This window comes from Alteribacillus iranensis (assembly GCF_900113025.1).
GTDB lineage: Bacteria > Bacillota > Bacilli > Bacillales > Marinococcaceae > Alteribacillus_A > Alteribacillus_A iranensis.
Genome location: NZ_FONT01000001.1, coordinates 450,226 through 469,102, shown reverse-complemented (window position 1 = coordinate 469,102; position 18,877 = coordinate 450,226). Strand labels below are relative to the sequence as shown.

Annotated in this window: 10 protein-coding genes; 1 reads left to right on the top strand and 9 read right to left on the bottom strand. The window is 39.8% G+C overall.

Features of this window, described 5'->3' with window-relative positions:
• Nucleotides 1–39 precede the first annotated feature (39 nt).
• Entirely contained in the window at nucleotides 40–1,644 is a 1,605-nt protein-coding gene (locus tag BM095_RS02365) for an ABC-F family ATP-binding cassette domain-containing protein (protein ID WP_091656873.1), read from the top strand.
• A 113-nt stretch (nucleotides 1,645–1,757) separates the two neighbouring features.
• Here the strand turns inward: BM095_RS02365 and BM095_RS02360 are convergent, their stop codons facing one another.
• The 9 genes from BM095_RS02360 to addB all read right to left on the bottom strand — a co-directional run bounded on the left by BM095_RS02360 (nucleotide 1,758) and on the right by addB (nucleotide 18,568).
• A complete protein-coding gene (locus BM095_RS02360; protein ID WP_091656870.1) occupies nucleotides 1,758–2,612 on the bottom strand; it encodes a S1C family serine protease in 855 nt (284 codons plus the stop codon).
• Nucleotides 2,613–3,124: 512 nt separating this feature from the next.
• A complete protein-coding gene (locus BM095_RS02355) occupies nucleotides 3,125–4,339 on the bottom strand; it encodes a NupC/NupG family nucleoside CNT transporter (protein WP_091656867.1) in 1,215 nt (404 codons plus the stop codon).
• Nucleotides 4,340–4,477: 138 nt separating this feature from the next.
• Nucleotides 4,478–4,966, bottom strand: a complete 489-nt coding sequence (locus BM095_RS02350; RefSeq protein ID WP_143083168.1) for a nucleoside-diphosphate kinase — start codon at nucleotides 4,964–4,966, stop codon at nucleotides 4,478–4,480.
• Nucleotides 4,967–5,044: 78 nt separating this feature from the next.
• Nucleotides 5,045–5,713, bottom strand: a complete 669-nt coding sequence (locus BM095_RS02345; RefSeq protein ID WP_091656862.1) for a type 1 glutamine amidotransferase domain-containing protein — start codon at nucleotides 5,711–5,713, stop codon at nucleotides 5,045–5,047.
• Between the two features lie 158 nt (nucleotides 5,714–5,871).
• Nucleotides 5,872–6,306, bottom strand: coding sequence for a hypothetical protein (locus BM095_RS02340; RefSeq protein WP_091656859.1), 435 nt, complete (start codon nucleotides 6,304–6,306; stop codon nucleotides 5,872–5,874).
• Between the two features lie 490 nt (nucleotides 6,307–6,796).
• Entirely contained in the window at nucleotides 6,797–10,225 is a 3,429-nt protein-coding gene (locus BM095_RS02335; RefSeq protein ID WP_091656857.1) for an AAA family ATPase, read from the bottom strand.
• Entirely contained in the window at nucleotides 10,225–11,391 is a 1,167-nt protein-coding gene (locus BM095_RS02330; RefSeq protein ID WP_091656854.1) for an exonuclease SbcCD subunit D, read from the bottom strand. Before BM095_RS02330 ends, BM095_RS02335 begins: the two co-directional genes overlap by 1 nt.
• Before the next feature lie 11 nt (nucleotides 11,392–11,402).
• The gene (addA, locus tag BM095_RS02325; protein ID WP_245757777.1) at nucleotides 11,403–15,083 is read right to left on the bottom strand and encodes a helicase-exonuclease AddAB subunit AddA; all 3,681 of its coding nucleotides are present in this window, start codon (nucleotides 15,081–15,083) and stop codon (nucleotides 11,403–11,405) included.
• A complete protein-coding gene (gene addB, locus BM095_RS02320) occupies nucleotides 15,080–18,568 on the bottom strand; it encodes a helicase-exonuclease AddAB subunit AddB (RefSeq protein WP_091656851.1) in 3,489 nt (1,162 codons plus the stop codon). The genes addA and addB overlap by 4 nt, the downstream gene beginning before the upstream one ends.
• Nucleotides 18,569–18,877: the final 309 nt, after the last annotated feature.

Below are 18,877 nucleotides of genomic sequence, written 5' to 3'. Positions count from 1 at the left end.
GTTATGATGTCGATAGTTTAAAGAAAAGGATGTATGTGAATGATTACTTGCCAAAATGTTGGTTTGCGATTTGGTGACAAAAAACTATTTGAAGATGTAAACATTAAGTTTACACCGGGAAATTGTTATGGATTAATCGGAGCAAACGGTGCTGGAAAATCCACGTTCCTTAAAATATTATCCGGAGAACTAGATTCTCAAACCGGACATGTTCATTTAGAAAAAAATCAAAGAATGGCCGTGTTAAAACAGGATCACTTTGAGTATGAGGAAGAAAAAGTGATCGACGTTGTCATGATGGGATATCCTCGTCTCTTCGAAGTAAAAGAAGAAAAAGATGCCATTTACATGAAACCAGATTTTTCAGATGAAGATGGGATGAGAGCGGCAGAATTAGAAGCTGAATTCGCAGAGATGGACGGCTATGAAGCGGAAACAGAAGCTTCTCAACTCTTACAAGGTCTCGGTGTACCCGAGTCTACGCATGATAAGAAAATGTCCGAGTTGACTGGTTCCGAGAAAGTCAAAGTTCTCTTAGCTCAAGCTCTATTTGGTTCGCCGGATATTTTACTAATGGACGAGCCGACAAACCACCTTGATATTGAAGCTGTACAATGGCTTGAAGAATTTCTGATAAACTTTGAGAATACGGTCATCGTCGTTTCACATGATCGTCATTTCTTAAATCAAGTTTGTACTCATATCGCCGATTTGGATTACGGAAAAATTGAGCTGTATGTAGGAAATTATGATTTTTGGTATGAATCCAGCCAGCTTGCCCAGAAGATGGCAAAAGAACAGAACCGTAAAAAAGAAGAAAAGGTAAAAGAACTAAAGGAATTTATCGCTCGTTTCAGTGCAAATGCATCGAAATCAAAACAAGCGACATCTAGAAAAAAGACGTTAGAAAAAATTTCTTTAGATGATATTAAACCATCTTCCCGCCGCTATCCATACGTACATTTCCAACCTGAACGTGAACTAGGAAAAGATTTACTAACGGTGGAAGGACTAACAAAAACAGTGGATGGCGTCAAAGTGTTAGACAATGTCAGTTTCACACTAAACAGCGGGGACAAGGTAGCATTTGTGGGTGACCACGAGATCGCGAAGACGACGTTATTTCAGATATTGAGCGGGGAATTAGAGCCTGATGAAGGCACTTATAAGTGGGGGTTAACGACATCCCAATCTTACTTCCCAAAAGACAATTCCAAGTACTTTGAAGGGGTAGACCTCAACTTAGTGGAATGGCTGCGACAGTATTCCCCCGAAGACCAAACAGAGACATTTATCCGTGGTTTCCTAGGTCGTATGTTATTTTCTGGCGACAGCGTCTTTAAAAAAGCAAGTGTCCTATCCGGAGGAGAAAAAGTACGCTGTATGCTCTCTAAAATGATGTTAAGCAATGCCAACGTCTTAATACTTGATGAGCCTACGAACCATCTGGATTTGGAATCCATCACGGCAGTAAACAAAGGTCTAATTAATTTCAAAGGCTCTATTTTATTCTCATCCCACGACCATGAATTTATCGAGACCATTTCGAACCGAATTATTGAGTTTACCGACAACGGCATGATCGACAAGCAGATGTCCTATGATGACTATATCCGCGAATTCAAGCTGCAAAAGCAATCCTAAGAAGTTGGTTCACAAATCTATTTCTGATAGGCTGGCAGAGCGACAAACAGCTCTTTGCCAGCCTTTTTATGTCTTCTCGATTTATCCTACCCGTCATCACGCTGCCCCTAAGATTATTCCTTTCTTTCAGGTAAATGTTCATGTAAAAATGTGTGAACATCTTCGATAGGTACAGCTAATCCTATAGATTCTTGATTGCTTTCTTGAATCGTCTTTTTAGCATATACGACTCCCGTCACTTCCCCACTTTCTGTAATTACAGGGCTTCCACTATTACCTCGGTAAATAGGCGCTGAAATACCTAATGCTTTTTCATTTGTCCTTTCTTCTCCCAGGATGTGACCCTCATTTGCAATCTTAGTAAAAGATAATGGGTTGCCAATGACAAAAATATGGGCGGATTCATCAGCTCTCTTTTCTTGTAATTGTAAAAATGGATGATTCTCTCCATTAATATTCAACAAAGCTAAATCTTTCTCCTCATCGCTGCCGATGAGTTCCCCGTTATAAATCTCTCCATCTTCCGTACTTACTCCTACCGTCTTTTGATTTTCAATCACATGATGATTCGTTAGCAACAATCCATCAGACGAAATAATAAAACCTGTACCTTTTGAACGACCGAAAGGACCTTCTCCTTGAATTACAACCACACTTTGCTTCCATTCCTGGACTGTTTCGTCTTTTGACAATTCATAGGACGTTTTTAAAAAATCTATCGCATCGATTCGAAAAGTATCAAACAATACGGCGATTCCCTGAAATATCAAAACAAACGTCAACAGAACAGCTATTAATCGAATGCCATTTCGTTTTTTCTTTTTTATATTTTTATCTTTGTCTGTTCGTTGCCCCTCTTTTGTATCTCGGTCTTCCTCGATAGCCTCCCGAAATTCTTCATAGGACATGTTTTCAAAACGCTCGTCATATAATTCATTTTTATAGGAACCTTTGCTTTTATCCGACATAACTGGATCTCCTTTTTACGAAAGAGTAGCTACCTTCTCTCTTAATACTACACGTTTTCTTTTCACGGAGAAAATAAACAGCAGCAGATGCATAATTATACGCAAGTGAATAAAAATACACCTATGTATATTTATACAATAGGTCCGGCATTTGCATATCCTCCGTCTATTACACACCCCAAAACAAATCTATTGATTTATGTACACTGCATGCGCACAGTTATTTATCTGTTACATTTTTGTTGACTGGTACAGTGTTTCTTGCTATGATGATTTGCCAATATCGTTCATTACATGAACCTGCTTTTTTTAAAAAAAAGCGCTTGGCCCCTAACTAGGCACCAAGCGCTGATATCATATAATATCCCTCTCTATTAAAAATTAAAACAATCTCCTTACTCCCAATAACAAAACAGAAGTGCCCTTCCATACTTCTTGGGCACTTCTACATCAAACGATCAAAGAGTAAATCAATTCGCCTCTCACGTTTTCGGCTCTCCACCAAAGGGCAGTTATATAAACATTCCAGCTATAGCAGCACTTAGCAGTGATGCTAGTGCTCCACCCGCGATAGCTCGCAATCCTAATTGGGCCAGTTCTTTTCTTCGTGACGGAATAAGAGAACCCAATCCTCCTAAAATGACAGCCATGGATCCTAAATTTGCAAATCCGCATAAAGAAAATGTAATAATTACTTGAGCTCGTTCACTGAACTGTTCCATTTGAGGGGCAAAGGAAGCATAAGCAACAAATTCGTTTAAAACAAGCTTCTGACCTATAAAACTGCCAGCTTGTAAGGCTTCCCCCCAGGGAACCCCAACCATAAACGCAATTGGCGCAAAAAGAAAACCTAAAATTAATTCTAACGTTAAATTTTCAAAACCAATCCAACCGCCGACCCATGTTAATAATGAGTTGATCACTGCAATCAAAGCTATAAAGGCCAGGAGCATGGCTCCGACATTTAAGGCAAGCTGAAGACCTGTAGAGGCACCTCTGGCGGCAGCATCAATGACATTTTGAGATTCCGTATCCTTTTCAATTTTAATGTCGTCCGTTGTGACAGACTCCTCTGTTTCAGGCATCATTACTTTTGCCATGACCAAACCGGCTGGAGCCGCCATAAAACTAGCCGCCAGCAAATAATTGAGCGGTATCCCTAAAGACGCATAACCAAATAAAACAGATCCAGCTACCGAAGCGAGCCCTCCCGTCATAACGGTAAAGAGTTCCGATTTTGTCATCTTCCCTAAGTAGGGTCTCACAACCAAAGGAGCTTCTGTTTGCCCTACAAAAATATTAGCTGCAGCTGACACAGACTCCGCTTTACTCGTCCCTAAAATAAAGGAAAGAATCCCACCAATAATTTTGACAAACCATTGCATAATGCCCAGATAATAAAGCACACCAATTAGTGAAGAAAAGAAAATAATAATAGGCAAAACTTGAAAGGCAAATACATTGCCAACTCCTTCAAGCAACAACAAATCACCAAATAAAAATGCGATCCCTTCATTGGCATTATCAATCACGCTTTGTACGCCTGCTGTCAAACCTGCCAAGGCCGCTCGTCCCGTTTCTGATTTCAATACGATAAAAGCAAACAAAATTTGAAAAGCCAATCCACCTGCAATCACTCTGAGGTTAATAAATTTTTTTCGTTGAGACAGTAAAAATCCAAGAAAAAGAACAAATAAGATACCCATTATTCCCCACAGAATATTCATCTATTGCCCTCCCCTAACATAGGTTAATGTTTATATTTTTCCTCTCTTACCAAGAAGTTAAAACATGTTTACAAATAAAAAAAATAAACCCCGATAAAAATCGGAGTTTGGTCATTGGTTGAGTGATAATAAATAAACTTACTCAATGCTGAGTCGCAAATCTGGAAGATGATTTAAAATAAATTGAGATTTATCTACATCCGAGTGTACATTAAATTGACGATTATATTTTAATGCTGTTTCGAAGTGAGCAGGCATGCTTTGATAAGCATCGAGCACTTTATCAAATGCATTGTAGGCGTGCATCAATGCAGACACCAACTCGGTCAGCGGAAGAATATAAGAAGGTGAATCATACTGTGGGGATGTACAAAGCGTCATTTGTTCAATTTGTTCATCAAAAAAGACAGACGCTTCTTCAATATAAGGACGATAAAGCGGATGCATGTTTCTTGCTTCATTTTCAAAAAACGTACGCCACTCTCGACAAAAACTAATGAAATAAGGCAAGTCCTCTTTTACAATCACGATATCAAACCCAGCTTGTCTGATACGATCCATACTCATCGGTTCCATCCTGCGATGATTTGCACCTAAATAATAAAATTTACGACGATACGCTTTCATACCGCACCCCGTCTTTCCACATATCTAGTTTTCTTTTGAACATTGTATCACATGTCGTCCGTAACGAAAATCAAAAAATTAATTTTCATGCAGCTGTCTTGTCTCCATCCTTCCTAAGAATTGATAGGCCGCTTCAGGAGCTGACTGGAGATTCTGTGCTGTAATTATATTATGGTGGACTTCTACATTATGATGAAAAGGTGGTGCAGAAACGAAAGTAGCTCCTCGCTCTCTTAATTTTGATTCAATGTAAAAAGGGATATTTGTTCTCTCCTTGCTGTATCTTTCCTCCTCTTCATTCGTAAAGGCAGTTACACGCTTCCCCTCTACCAGAGGAGTTCCGTCCGGTAAGTATAATTCAGTAAACACAGCTGCCGCATGAGCAACAGTCGCTATACTTTTTCCCATTTCAAGCATGCGGAAGATAAGTTCCAGCAAACATCTGTTTTCCGAAAAGTCCAGCAAAGACTGGTGTTTTCCGATCAAGAAGATCCCATCTGTCTTAGTGGGTTCTATTTGATGAATTGGAACTGTTTGGTGGAAAGAAGACGATTGTTCACCTTCTCCCTCATTCCTTCTACCATCACCAACCGGACCTCCAGACGGACTTGAAACTGTTACAGAAAAACCTGCTTGAGTAAATATTTGATACACATTGGTGCACGTAGTTATATATTGGAAAGAATCCATTATTTTTTTACTTCTATCAACAACTGAGTTGGGAAGCACCATGGTGATATGAGCCATCTTTGCCCCTCCATTGCAGTGTACATTTAGGAACATATACCCTAAAAAATCATATGTAAACGACTTTTCTTGTTCAGAAGAAAATTAACCGGAAAGGTAATAGAAAAAATAAAGCGCACCCGTAAAGGGTGACGCCATGGTGGTTGTTCATATTCGACTTAAAGGCAGGATATACGTCTGACCTCTCCAACGAATTCCAATACTTCACTGTCGCGGAAGGAAATTTCCTTTAATTGATCCGTGTGCAAGTACAGCACAATGGTATCACGGTCTCGGTTATCAATTAATTCTACGCCACTTTTTCCTTGATCACCTTCAACGATTGGTAAATCGAATCGTTCACTTATATCCTCAATGGATATTTTTCCATTCGGGACATCTAGAATTAGTTTTAAATGGTCATCCATGTCATCACAGATCATACCCCACCGTTTACCGAACCACGCACGACATCCTGTCATACTCATTAGTGTAAATCCGTAAGGTGGTGTTGGTACAAATTTAGTACTTGCCCAACCTCTGAGCTCCATTGCGCTGCAGAGTTCACGCGCTTTCGTACGAACCAAAGTCTCTTTGTTTTCAGTAACAGGCAATGAAATCCCCTCCTTAAATTTTACCTCAGCACCGAGTCATGAATCATCTCCTTCAAGATCTTAGTAATGTAGAGATGAATACTACATCACCATTTTACTTTAACACAAACGTTAATAATTGTCGATAAAACGAATGAAAATTCAAACTTTTATCACAAATGATTGGATTTACGACTCTGCTGTATTATACATATTACTGGAAGCGAATAGAACAGTCAATGAACAAATAGTGACAGTATCACACGCTGGATAAAAGGACAACCGTCGTTTATATTTACCCTTGTGTCTGATTAATAAAACATATTTTACTACATTTTTTAGGGATTATACACGAAAAGGCAGCACTCTGTAATTACTAGCTTATGCGATAAAGTGGTAAAAAAACTAAAATTTTAAGCAGTCTTATCCTCCCTTATGATAGCACTTGGCTAATGATGAGGCATGCATGCATTAGCCAAGTTTTGTTTACATAATAAAATTACGTGTTGCTTTAGTTTTGAACTCCATGAACCGTAATCCGGCTCCCTTCCCCTCCAGGCTGAGCTGGAATCACTTCAATTTTCCTGGCGATCCTTTCTTGCAGTTCAGGAACGTGACTTATGATACCGACAGATAAAGAATGAGTCTGTAATTTTTCTAACGAGCTTATTACGGTTTCTAACAAGTCTTGATCTAATGTACCGAACCCTTCATCTAAAAAGAAAAATTCCAAAGGATATTCTCCCTTTAATTGTATAGATGCAGATAATGATAATGCCAGGGCTAAACTCGTTAAAAACGTTTCGCCGCCGGACAGACTGCTTACCGGCCTTCTTATCCCTCCATTGGTGTCGTCTCGAATAACAAACCCGCTATTCGAGTCAACTTCTAAGGCATATCTTCCTCTGGTGAGATCTCTTAATCGCTCAGAGGCAAGTTGGCTTATTTGGATTAACTGTTCCTCGGCCAAAAACTCTATGAAATTTTTCCCTCTGAATACCTGATATAGTTTTTGGTATTTTTCCGCTGTGTCTGCCCATTTTTCTCTTTGCTTCTCTAACTCTTGGTAGCGGTCTCGTTTATTATTTAGATCATTCAACTGCTCTAAAGCAGCGCCTCTCTTCTCTCTTATATTGTCAATCTCTTCATTAATTTCTTTTTTCTTTACCTCACACGCCTGCCAGTCCTTTTCTTCCACGCGACGTCCGTTCAACTTAATACTTACATTTTCAAGAAGGTTCCTCCATTTTTCTTTCTCCTTCTCATGGTCATCTATTTGTTGCCTATAATCGATATACTCGTTTTCGGTTAAAATATAGGCATGAACTTCCTCTGGATTTGTAAAAAAATGGTTTTCTTTCTTCTTGCTTTCTAGCCACTTCGATAAAGAGAGCTCGTAACGTGATTTGGCATCCTGACACGTATGTGTAGCTATATTTTTCTCATTTTCCCATTTTTTTGTTGCTTCTTCTGCTCGTTCTGCACGCTTCGCTATTTCTTTTTCCTTATTCTGCCACTTCGAACGTTCCGTATGCATCCAATCTATTAAAACTTGAATATCTTTCTGTCCTAGTAATCGTTCCAGCTCTCCTTCTTTTTCTTTTACTAATGTCGAAAACTGTTTATATTTCGTATGGCATTCGGCATGCTGAACGGTTTTTGTTTGCAAGACTGTCTTCGTTTCTTCGCATTGTTGCTCTAGTTGATAAATGTGACGTTGACCTTCTTCCGCTCTTCGTTTGAAAGTCTCACATTGTTGTTCTCTGTCCCTTACTTTGTCATATTCAGCGTCTAGCGTATCGTACGTAAAGGAAGGAAACTGCATCTTCCAGTTTTCTAACTCACGTTGAAAGTTGGCTTCTTCCTCGGCAGTCTCCTGTCGCAGCCTCTCATAGTGGACGGTTAAATCTTCTACTTGATAGTTATATCTTTGTTTTTGTTCGTCTGCTTTTCTATAAGCGTCTATATCATCATTCACCAATTGGCTCAGTTTACTAATTGTCTCTTCTTCTTTTTTCCATTTGTTTAACGTATGATTTAATGTTTCCTGCCATGAATCTTCTGTGATGTCCACTTCCCTTTCTGGGGAGGTACGGTCTATGTTATCGTTTGTTATTACTTTGTCTGTTTTGTCTAAGTAACTGGTTATATGTTGAGACATTTGTTCAAGCTCTAACATTTTTTCTTTCGTTGAAAACTGTGTTTTTTGTAAAACAGTTAACCAATACTCCAGTGTCTTTTGATGGGTTTGATTATCTTCACTAGCTGCAGCCGCTTCTGAAAAATGTTCTGCCGGATATGGGTGGGAGGGGGATCCGCATACCGGGCAAGACGTCCCCTCTTTAAGTGATTTTGATAATACAGCTGCCATTTCATCGAGCTGTCGTTTCTTCTCTCTCTCTCTTTCCGCTTCGAGAGTCTTCTCAACATGTGAATACAAACCTTCTAACCATCTATTTAATTCTGCTGCTTCCTCGTACCAGTTAAAGACTTGATTAAAACGATTCTGCACGTTTTTTTCCGTTTTCTTGCACTTTTCCTCTGCCTCTCGGAGTTTTGTTTTCTCCGCTTCCAGCTCTGACTGTCGTTTTTTACACTCTTCCTTCCGTTTATCAATATTTGTTTCTAAATAACGTAAGTGTTGTTTCTCTTCTTTTGCTTTGATCAACCTATGTTTTTCTTCGGAGGAAACGTACATATGGTTGTATTGGGCGTGAAATTGCTCTACAGCATGTTTATATTTCTTTACATTGCTCTCTTCTTTCTCCAGGGAGGCATTCCACTTGTCTATTTCTTGCTCGATCTTATTCAAGTCATCTCTTGCTACATCTCGTTGTTGCCGATACTCTTGTTTTTCCCTCTTTACTTTTTGGGCCTGTTCCACAGATTTTTCCGTCTCGTGAAGGACATTCATTGCTTGTTCTTTTTCTTCTTTCAATTGTTCCATCTCTTGAGAGAGACTGTTATACTCCTGAACGGATTGCTCATAATTAGTTTGAGCGGCCACTAATGTTTTTTCCCATTTTTCAAGCTCATCCCGGTTGGTTATAAGTGAGTCCGCTAACGGCTTTACTTTCGCTGCCATGTCTGATTGTGCCAAGAATGTTTTATACTCTTCTATTTGATCATCTTTTTTCAAGTGATAATTTAAATGGTTTTCTGCATCGATTTTCTCTTGCTGCCACGTCCACAGTTGTCTCGTTTGCTCCCACTCTTCTTCAATCTTTTTTTTCTTATGCTGGTATTCCTTCAATCGTTCAGCCCAGTAATTACACGCTTCTTTCACTCGTTTATACGCATTCTCCGACGTGTCACCCATTCCATGCTGTTCGGCGGCAAGCCGATCTTTCTCATGATCGGCTTCTCGAAGCTTTAATTTTATATTGTTTAATAGTTGATCTCCATATTTTTCTAAGCGAAACAAACGCTGCAGCATTTTTTTCCTTTCATTTCCCCGGAGATGCAGGAATTCGGAAAATTTACCTTGAGGCAAAACGACAGCTCTCGTAAAATCATCAATGGAAAGACCTAGAAGAGATTCGATATATTTATCTACTTCTTGCTTCTTGTCTGCTATCACAACAGGGTCTCCTGTAGAATCCAGTAACCGGCAAACGGAGGTTTGAACATTATGTTCACTCGAGCGTTTAAACGTCCGCTCCACCGTATAACGTGCTGCATTTTTTTGTGGTCCCAATTCAAACGTTAAAGAAACAGATAACGTATTTTCGGAATGGTTCATTATTCCCTGTGTATTATTCAGAGCTCTTTCTACTTTTCCATAGAGGGCGAGGGTCATGGCATCTAACAGGGAAGATTTCCCACTTCCGGTCGGACCAAATATCCCAAAAACACCGCCTGAGCATATCATAGAAAAATCTACCGTCTGTTTTTCTCGAAAGCTATGTAACCCTTTTACTGTTAGACGAATTGGACGCATCAGTCTTCCTCACTTTCTTCTTCCTCTATTAATTCTAAGAAGAGACGGGTGAGCTCATCCGTTGGCTGGGCTCCCCCCGTTTGACGCTCATAAAACCGCTGGAATAAATCTTCCATTGATAATTCTTCTCTCTCTCTTGTAGATGAGCTTTGTTCCATTCCTAGAAACACAGGATGTATGTGAATAATACCTTCGTGGGCTTTTCTAATATGATGGATTTGTTCTAGAGAAGGAGTATCATGTAAATGAATTTCTACATCGACCCACGCCTGTTTATCTTTTTCTTCAGCTAACCATTGATACACTTCTTCTAATCCATGAACAGCTTTCCAGCGAACCAATGGTTTTCCAGAGGACAGAGGGATTTCCTCGATATGCGGCGTACTCCCGGGTTTTACATCCACAACTGTAACAGATTTAGCATATCCGCTCTCAGAGAAGCTAAAAGCTAAAGGAGAACCTGAATATCTTGCTATTCCTTTTGATCCTTTAAGTGTTTGTGGTCGATGTAAATGCCCTAACGCAGTGTATTGTACATTGTCTGGAAGGGCATCCACTGTGACAGTATACGCTCCCCCTACTTCAATAGGTCTTTCCGAATCACTGGCAGCCCCTCCCGCTACGAACAAATGACTCATTGCCATCCCTACATGATTTTTTTGGAATGATCGGGTCAACTCATGAAACATATAACGAATTTTTTCATTATATGCTTCCCTAAGCCCTTCTTCTTCTGGTTCTTTGCTAAATAAATCTCCCATTCTTGATTCTGATGGATACGGAAGAGCTCCTATTTCAAGTACTTCTTCACCTACCGGTATGCGAACAGGTGTCATGGTTGGATAACCTAAAATATAAATTCCTTGATTTTTAGCTATTGATCGAACTGCAGATATTCTTGCCGGGTGGTCGTGATTTCCGGCAATAATTACAACGGAGACATTGTACACTCTATTCAATCGAGCAATTGTTTCGTAAAACATCTCTTCTGCGGCTGCAGGAGGATTTACCGAATCAAACACGTCTCCTGCCATTAATAAAACATCGATAGCTTCACTTTTAATAATCTGTTCTAACTCTTGGAAAAAAGCAATATACTCTGGAATTCTGCTCCTTCCTTCTAACGTACGGCCTAAATGCCAATCTGCCGTGTGAAGCACTCGCATGATTATCTCTCCTATTTTTGCATGTTGATGGTATAGCCACCATCAAATGCGTATATATATGATTCATGAACTTTTTCTCCCCAAATGGTAGAGATCGCTTCTGTATATAGGTCTATTTGGGGTTGGTAGCGGGATTTTATCATTTTTTCGCCATACTCCCGATTACCAGGAAACCTGCTTTTTACAGCGTCTGTCTTATAATCCAGGAGAACGAGATTTCCAGCTCGGTCACGAAAGATACAATCCACAGTACCTTGTATGAACATCGTGTCCTTCCCGTTTTCTGAGGGTCGGTTTAAACTAAACGGTAATTCTCTATATACTTCTACCGCATGAAGCAGTCTATCTCCCAAAGAAGTACGGAAGAAATTAGAAATGTCCTCCCCTTCTATTAACTGCGCTTGTGGTTCTGTCAATAATTCCTTTTGGACCAACTCCTCCAAAAAGTCATCTAAAGCCTCAAAAACATACTTCGCTTCTAAAGGAATATGTTCTAAGACGGTATGCATCGCTGTTCCTTTTTCGACCGGACTCACGTTTTCTTTCTGTAAAAAGAGGGGGCGTTCTGCATAACTAGACGAAAATGAAAACCGTTGAGAGGGTTCACTGTATTCATCAGGGAGCTGGCGCTTAAACTCACTCACTGTTTGTTTCGAGCGTTGCGTCAGTGAGCTTGGGTAAGGATATTCCCATTCCAATTGCTTCTCTACGTCTGCATAATATGGACTTTCCTCTTGCACGGGAACCAGTTGAGTAAGAGCAAGCTTCTTACCTTCATCCAATACTTTTTCTTCCTCTTGTTTCTCTTGTAATTCCTCGGAATCAATGAAAGAGAAAGCCCACTTGGCGGGGTGAAAGTATATCTCTTTATTTCCATACGTCCCTTCTTCATTTCCCCACTCCTTTACGGAATGATGACGAAAAACGCTTGGACCGAGCCAGTCAGCAAACGATTTCGCTTTTAATCGGTCCATAACAGGCAGCTCGGTTTCTTCTAACTTATTAAAGCGCTGCCAGTTCTGAAATGTTTTCTCAGGTTTGGTTATTGTTCCAACCAAAATTATTTTCTCTTTCGCTCTCGTCATCGCAACATAGAGAGCTCGCATTTCTTCAGCAATCTGTTCTCGATATAAGCGATTTTTTACTGCTAAATAGGGAAGGGAATCTTTTATCACACGCAGGTCGGGTTGAATTGTTTTCACACCGATTCCTAAATCTTTATGGAAAATCATACGTTGTTTTAAATCCCTCATATTAAACTGTTTATTCATCCCAGCAATAAAAACGACAGGGAACTCTAAACCTTTGCTTTTATGAATAGTCATTAATCGGACAACATCTTCTTGCTCACCAAGTGCTCTCGCTGTCCCTAAGTCATCTCCGCGTTCTTGCATTCTCTCAATAAAACGAAGAAAACGAAACAACCCTCGAAACGATGTTTTTTCATAAGATCGTGCACGGTCATACAAAGCTAGTAGATTTGCTTGTCTTTGTTTTCCTCCGGGAAGCCCTCCTGCAAAATCATAATAACCCGTTTCTTGCATGACATCCCAAATGAAATCCGACAATGATTCGTGGCGGACTTTTTCTCTCCATTTACATAACCTCTGATAAAAAGTCTGAGCTTTATCCTGCCACGAAGACACAGGTCCTTCTTCAACTGCTAATTTTAGTGCGGAATAAAACGATCCATACTTGTCCATTAACCGAAGTTGAGCTAATTCTTCCTCATTCATTCCTGTAATAGGAGAACGGAGAACCGCTGCGAGAGGGAGATCCTGATATGGATTGTCGATCGTTTTGAGTAAAGATAACATGACATTAATTTCCACGGTTTCAAAATACCCTTCGGTTAAGTCTGCATATACAGGAAGACCTTCTTTATGAAATTCCTCAAGAAATGTGTTAGCCCATGGCATAGATCTCATGAGAATGACGATATCTCGATACGTTAAGAGTCGCATTTGCTTTAAATGTTTGTCATACACCTGATGCTTAGAGTCGATTAAGTCTTTAATTCTTCGGGCTATATAACGTGCCTCTAATTGGGCTGTATCACTGTCCTCTTCTTCTGTCTCCCTTGTTTCATCAGTGGTGTCTAACTTTTTACCTTTGTTAACGAAAACTGTTTCTAAGGCAGGCTCAGATATTTCTTCATAATCTTTATTTCCCGCTTTTAATTCTGCGTTTTCGTCATATTGAATTTCGCCCGCCGGCTCATCCATCAGCTGTTTAAAAATGAAGTTAACACCGTCCAAAACCTCTTTACGGCTACGAAAGTTTTGATCTAAATCTATTCTCCATCCCGGTGTACCATCATTTCGGTTATACGTTTTATATTTATTTAAAAAGATCCCCGGCTCTGCGAGACGAAAGCGATAGATACTCTGTTTAACATCACCTACAAAAAAGGATTGGCCTTTTTGAGTTACGAATTGGAGGATAGTTTCTTGAATATGATTAATATCTTGAAATTCATCGACAAGTACTTCCTTAAATCGTGATTGATAGTGAGACGCTGCTTCCCTTTGAGGGTCTGACAGGATTTGAAGACAAACATGCTCTAAATCAGAAAAGTCCATAAGAGCTAGTTCTTTCTTCTTCTCTTGATAGCGTAAAGAGAAAGTTTTTACCGTTTCTATCAATATTCGAACTGGCTTCCTCATCTGTTGCATATCCTTTAGAAAATCAGAAGGAGGCTGAAAAAAGACATCCGATTGTAACGCATTCATATCCTCTTTTACTGCTTTTCGAAGTTCCTTCACTCTTTCTTTTAGATCGTCACGCACCTCTTCACTTTTTTTAATTGATTTTAATCGTCCAAAAGAAAGAGATTGAAAGGTTTCATACATCGTTTCCCAGTCGGTACTATTCAATATGTTCCTTAGTTCCCATTCATCCGCTTCGATGGTTTCGTAATATGCTTGAGGTCCATGTTCTGATAGGCAAGTTTCTTTTGCTTCTTGAAGCAAGTCGAGAGCTGCATTCAGTCGTTCTGTAATATCTGCCATCACTTCCTGACCCCACGTCAATTGTTCAATAGATGTGTCTTCGTTGATTTCATATGCCCTTGCCATCTTTTCCAACCAAGCTTCTGGGTCCGGGTGGGATCTAGAAAACCGATGTACATCCAATACTGCCTTTCGAAATCCTTCGTCATTCCGATCATTCGTAAAACAATCGGCTGCTAACAGGAAATCATCGTTTCCTTCCTGACTGTATAACTCTTCTAGTAATGCTTCGAGTATTTCCTCTCTCATCAATTCGCCCTCTATGTCGTCTACTAAGCGAAACTGAGGATCTATATTCACCTTATAATAATATTTCTTAATAACAGCCATACAGAAAGCGTGAATAGTAGATATTTGAGCCTTGTTTAATAAAGCAAGCTGTCTTCTAACATGCAGGGAGCCAGGGCGTTTATTAATCTCTCTTTCTAATGCCTCTCCAATCCGATTTTTCATTTCAGCTGCTGCAGCATTCGTAAAAGTAACAATGAGTAATCTATCTACATCTAGAGGATCATCGCCTTCTGTGATGCGATGAATGATCCTTTCCACTAAGACAGCTGTTTTTCCACTCCCAGCTGCAGCCGAAACTAAAAAGTTCGTGCCCGTACTAGAAATTGCCTCCCATTGACCATCCGTCCACATCGCCCCTTCAGGCTTTGGGAGTTTTTTCACCGAAGTCATCTATCTTCCTCCTTTTCCTGCCCTTTAAATATCTGTTGCTCAGCTTCTTTCTCGTCCGCATGCAACACCCGGTACTGATTGGCTGCAAAAGAAGTATCAAATTGACAAACAGAGCGGAACGAACAAAAACTACATGGCACATTTTGTTTATACTTGTAGGGTTCAATACGAGTGGTTCCTTTCATAATTTCCCACCCTGTGTCTTGCAGCTTTTGACGAATATAGTTACGTAATTCATCAAATCGATCTGCTTCTAGGACAGACGATGATGAATAAAAGGATCCATCTTTCTTCCTGGCAACCGGAACAACTTGAGAATAACCGGTCTTTAATTGTTGATCCATGAAATGAACAGACTCTTCATCTGCAGAAAGTAACCCTTTCATTTTAAAACGTTTTAATAGTTCTTTTTCCATATTCCACTCATTGATCTGTTTCGCCTGAATGTATGGATTATGAACGTGAAAATAAAGAACACCCGCCGGCTTTGTCATGGCCCCCAGCCAACTCTCTGAATAGGTCAATACGACGTCTAGGTACACTAGCATTTGTAATGCTAAGCCATAATATATGTCCGCTAAGCTGACATTTTTTTCACTTGATTTATAGTCAATGACACGAACGTATACTCCATTTGTGCCTTCTGCTTTATCCACTCTGTCAATCCGGCCAGCGACTTCCATCATCGTTCCATCCGGCAGCGTAAATTGAAGAGGAGGTAATTCAGCTTCCGATCCAAATCCAAGTTCTATCCCTGCCGGTGAAAAGCCTGAGACTCTCGCTTGTTTACTTAAAATTTCAGAAGCCTTAATCACTGTATCTTCCAGTTTTTTATGGAGATACTTATACTTACTGGAACTCAAAAGAATTTCCCTTTGGATTTTGGGAGCGAGATGACTCACACATTCTTTCGCGAGGCTTGCACATTCTTCTGATGTAAGCGACCCCCAATTTTTTCCATGTCCCATCAGGTGAGCAGTCATTTCTTTTAATGCGGCGTGGAATAACTGGCCAATATCTGGTGCTTCTAACTTGTAAATATCTCTTTCTTTTAGTCGCAACCCATAGGAAGCGAACTGAGAAAACGCACATGATTCAAATTGTTCAATTCTCGATACACTTGCGTTGAGTTTTTCTCCGTACAACCGCTTGCTCGTATCTGGCTGAAGTGATACCGGTTCGTTTTTATAAAACAGACTGCTCATAGCGATAGGAAACGATGCTTTCTCACCTTTTTCCGCGTGCCAATTATATACATCCCACCAAACGGAAGAAATCGGATACCCTTTTTTCCATAGCTGAAGTTGATAGGTGAGAAAAGAAATCGTTTTCCGAAAGGGACCGATAAATTTAAGCTGAGATCTCTCATCGTACTCATTCGGTTCATTAAAAAGCAGTGATTCTTTTATATCCGGAAACACTTCTTTCATTTGATTAATAACAAGAGAAGGTTGTAAGGTTTTTCCTTCTTCATCAGCTAAAGGGTAATGGATATACAATTTATCATTTGCTAAACTCAACGCCCGATAAAGAAGGAATTGTTCATTTAAGAGCCTTCGACTTGAATTTTCTGCGAGTTCCATCCCTTCCTTCTCAAACCAGTCTCGATCGTCGTCGCCAAGAATACCGTCTTCCTCAAAGGTAGCGGGCAGAATTCCTTCATTCACGCCTAATAAAAATAAGACCTGTACATTAGCTAGACGTGAGCGTTCCAAGTCCGCAAATGTTACTTGATCAATCGCTGGAGGGACCAATTTAAATGACATAGACTCCAGTCCCGTCTCCATCACTTTCTGGAACATTTGCAAGGTCATCTTCTCTGTCCCGGCAACTTCAACAATTTGCTCAAGCAGCTCAACGATTGCTCCCCATACTTGCTCGTGCTCACTCACTTGTACAACATTATCATTCTCCGCTGCCTCATCTCTCATCTTTTCTATCTTTTGGGGAATCCTTTGTTCTTCTAGAAATTCAAATAAGATTCTAGCAAAGCCCTCGACCGTTTTTTGCTTTTTCAACCGTTTCTCAAACCTTAAAATAGGAGAAGCGAATTTATTACGCAAATGATTAATGATACGTTTCATGTCAGAATTATCAACGTAGCTAGCTTCGTCGTCTACAAGCGTTCGCTGGTTGTTATAGTCCCATGGTTCTTCTTGTTTCCAATGCTTTTCTTTTATTCCGTAGGCCAAAATGTAATTTTCTAATATATCCACTTCTTCTCTGCCCTCTTCCCAGTCATCCTCAATGGAAAAAAGCATATCTGTTTTCAAGGTACGAAACAGAGGTTCATACCTCCATCTTTCTGTTACCGTTTCTAACAGCGAACGAATAAATTCTATGACTGGATGGTGAATCATCGGTCTCTGTTGGTCTGTGAATACAGGGATATCGTAATCACGAAAAGAAGATTGAATCAGCTCTATGTAGTCACTCATATTTCGTGAAACTACAGCAATGTCTTTATAACGGTAGCCCTGTTCGCGAACAAGGCTCTTAATTTCACGCGCCACTGCTTCTATTTCTGTACGCCTATTTACTGCCGGCTGAATGGTAACCGCCCCCTGTGATTCCAAGGGTACCACTGGTCGTTGTTCAAACGTTTCTTCCAAATAACGAATAGAAGCGTGCTTCCTGTCATTTTGTCCCGCTTGAAACATGATGGTTTCTTCAATCTCACATTCCGTTTCTTCACACAGGTGAGTTAATTTATTATAAGTCTGACCGGTTTGGAAAAAAAGATCGAGAGGATTTAATTCCTCTTCCTTTGGTTTATCTAATGTTAAAGCAATGGTTGTGTGTCTCCCTTTTTTCATTAACGCTTGTAAAACGTTTAATTCCTGAGGTGTGAAAGAATGGAAGCCGTCAACAAAGATTTCAGCCTCTTCTAAGAAGGATGATTCACTTATTTTATTTGCCGAAACCATTAAATAATCTTCAATTCCCGCATAACGTCCGTCTAACGTGTGCTCTATTTGCTTCCAAACTGTTACAATATCGTGTAATTTATCGAAAAGTACATGGTTGCGAGTTTCCTCTTCATCAAGGAAAGCTAACTTATTGGACAGCGCATCAATCGTTATATCTTGCCTTTTTAATTCGGTAAGCAGTTTTTCAAACTGCTCCACAAAACCAAACTTGTCTGCAGATTTTTTATATACACGTAAATGATCCTTTTCTTCTTCTAGCACCTTTCGGATAAGCATGTTTATGGCATTTTTCTGCAGTTGTGTTCTAGTGATTCCGCCTGTCTCTTTTAGAGTTCGCCAGGCGAGTCTAGAGAAACTTAATACGTGGACACGCGTTAACCCAGTTTTAACTTTCGAGATGAGATCTAATTCTGCTTGAAAAGTCATCTGATCGGGAACTAAGTAAATAATAGATTTATGACTAGACGGGTTTTCCTTTTGCAGTTCTACCATTTTTTCTCTCATTGTCCGCGTCTTCCCTGTCCCTGTTCTACCTATATAAAATGTTACTCCCACAGTAAATACATCCTTTCAGAGAGACAAATAACAAACCATACGTTCGGTTTCTTTTCTTATATTGTATATAAACTAGACAAAAAGAAAAAGACTTGACTCTTATGTGATTCTTCTTGGTCTGACTGTGCATAGCATAAGCGTCCTGACTTGTCCGCTGGTGTCGTATAAGAAACGGAGACGATTTTTAGAGAAAAGATGAGTCTGTGAGTTCCGTGTGTGGCTGGGCGCTACACGATTTATAAGCGTTATATGTCTCTATCTTCTATACAAAAGAAGGTTCTGTAAAATTTGCTGGGGTTATTAAACATT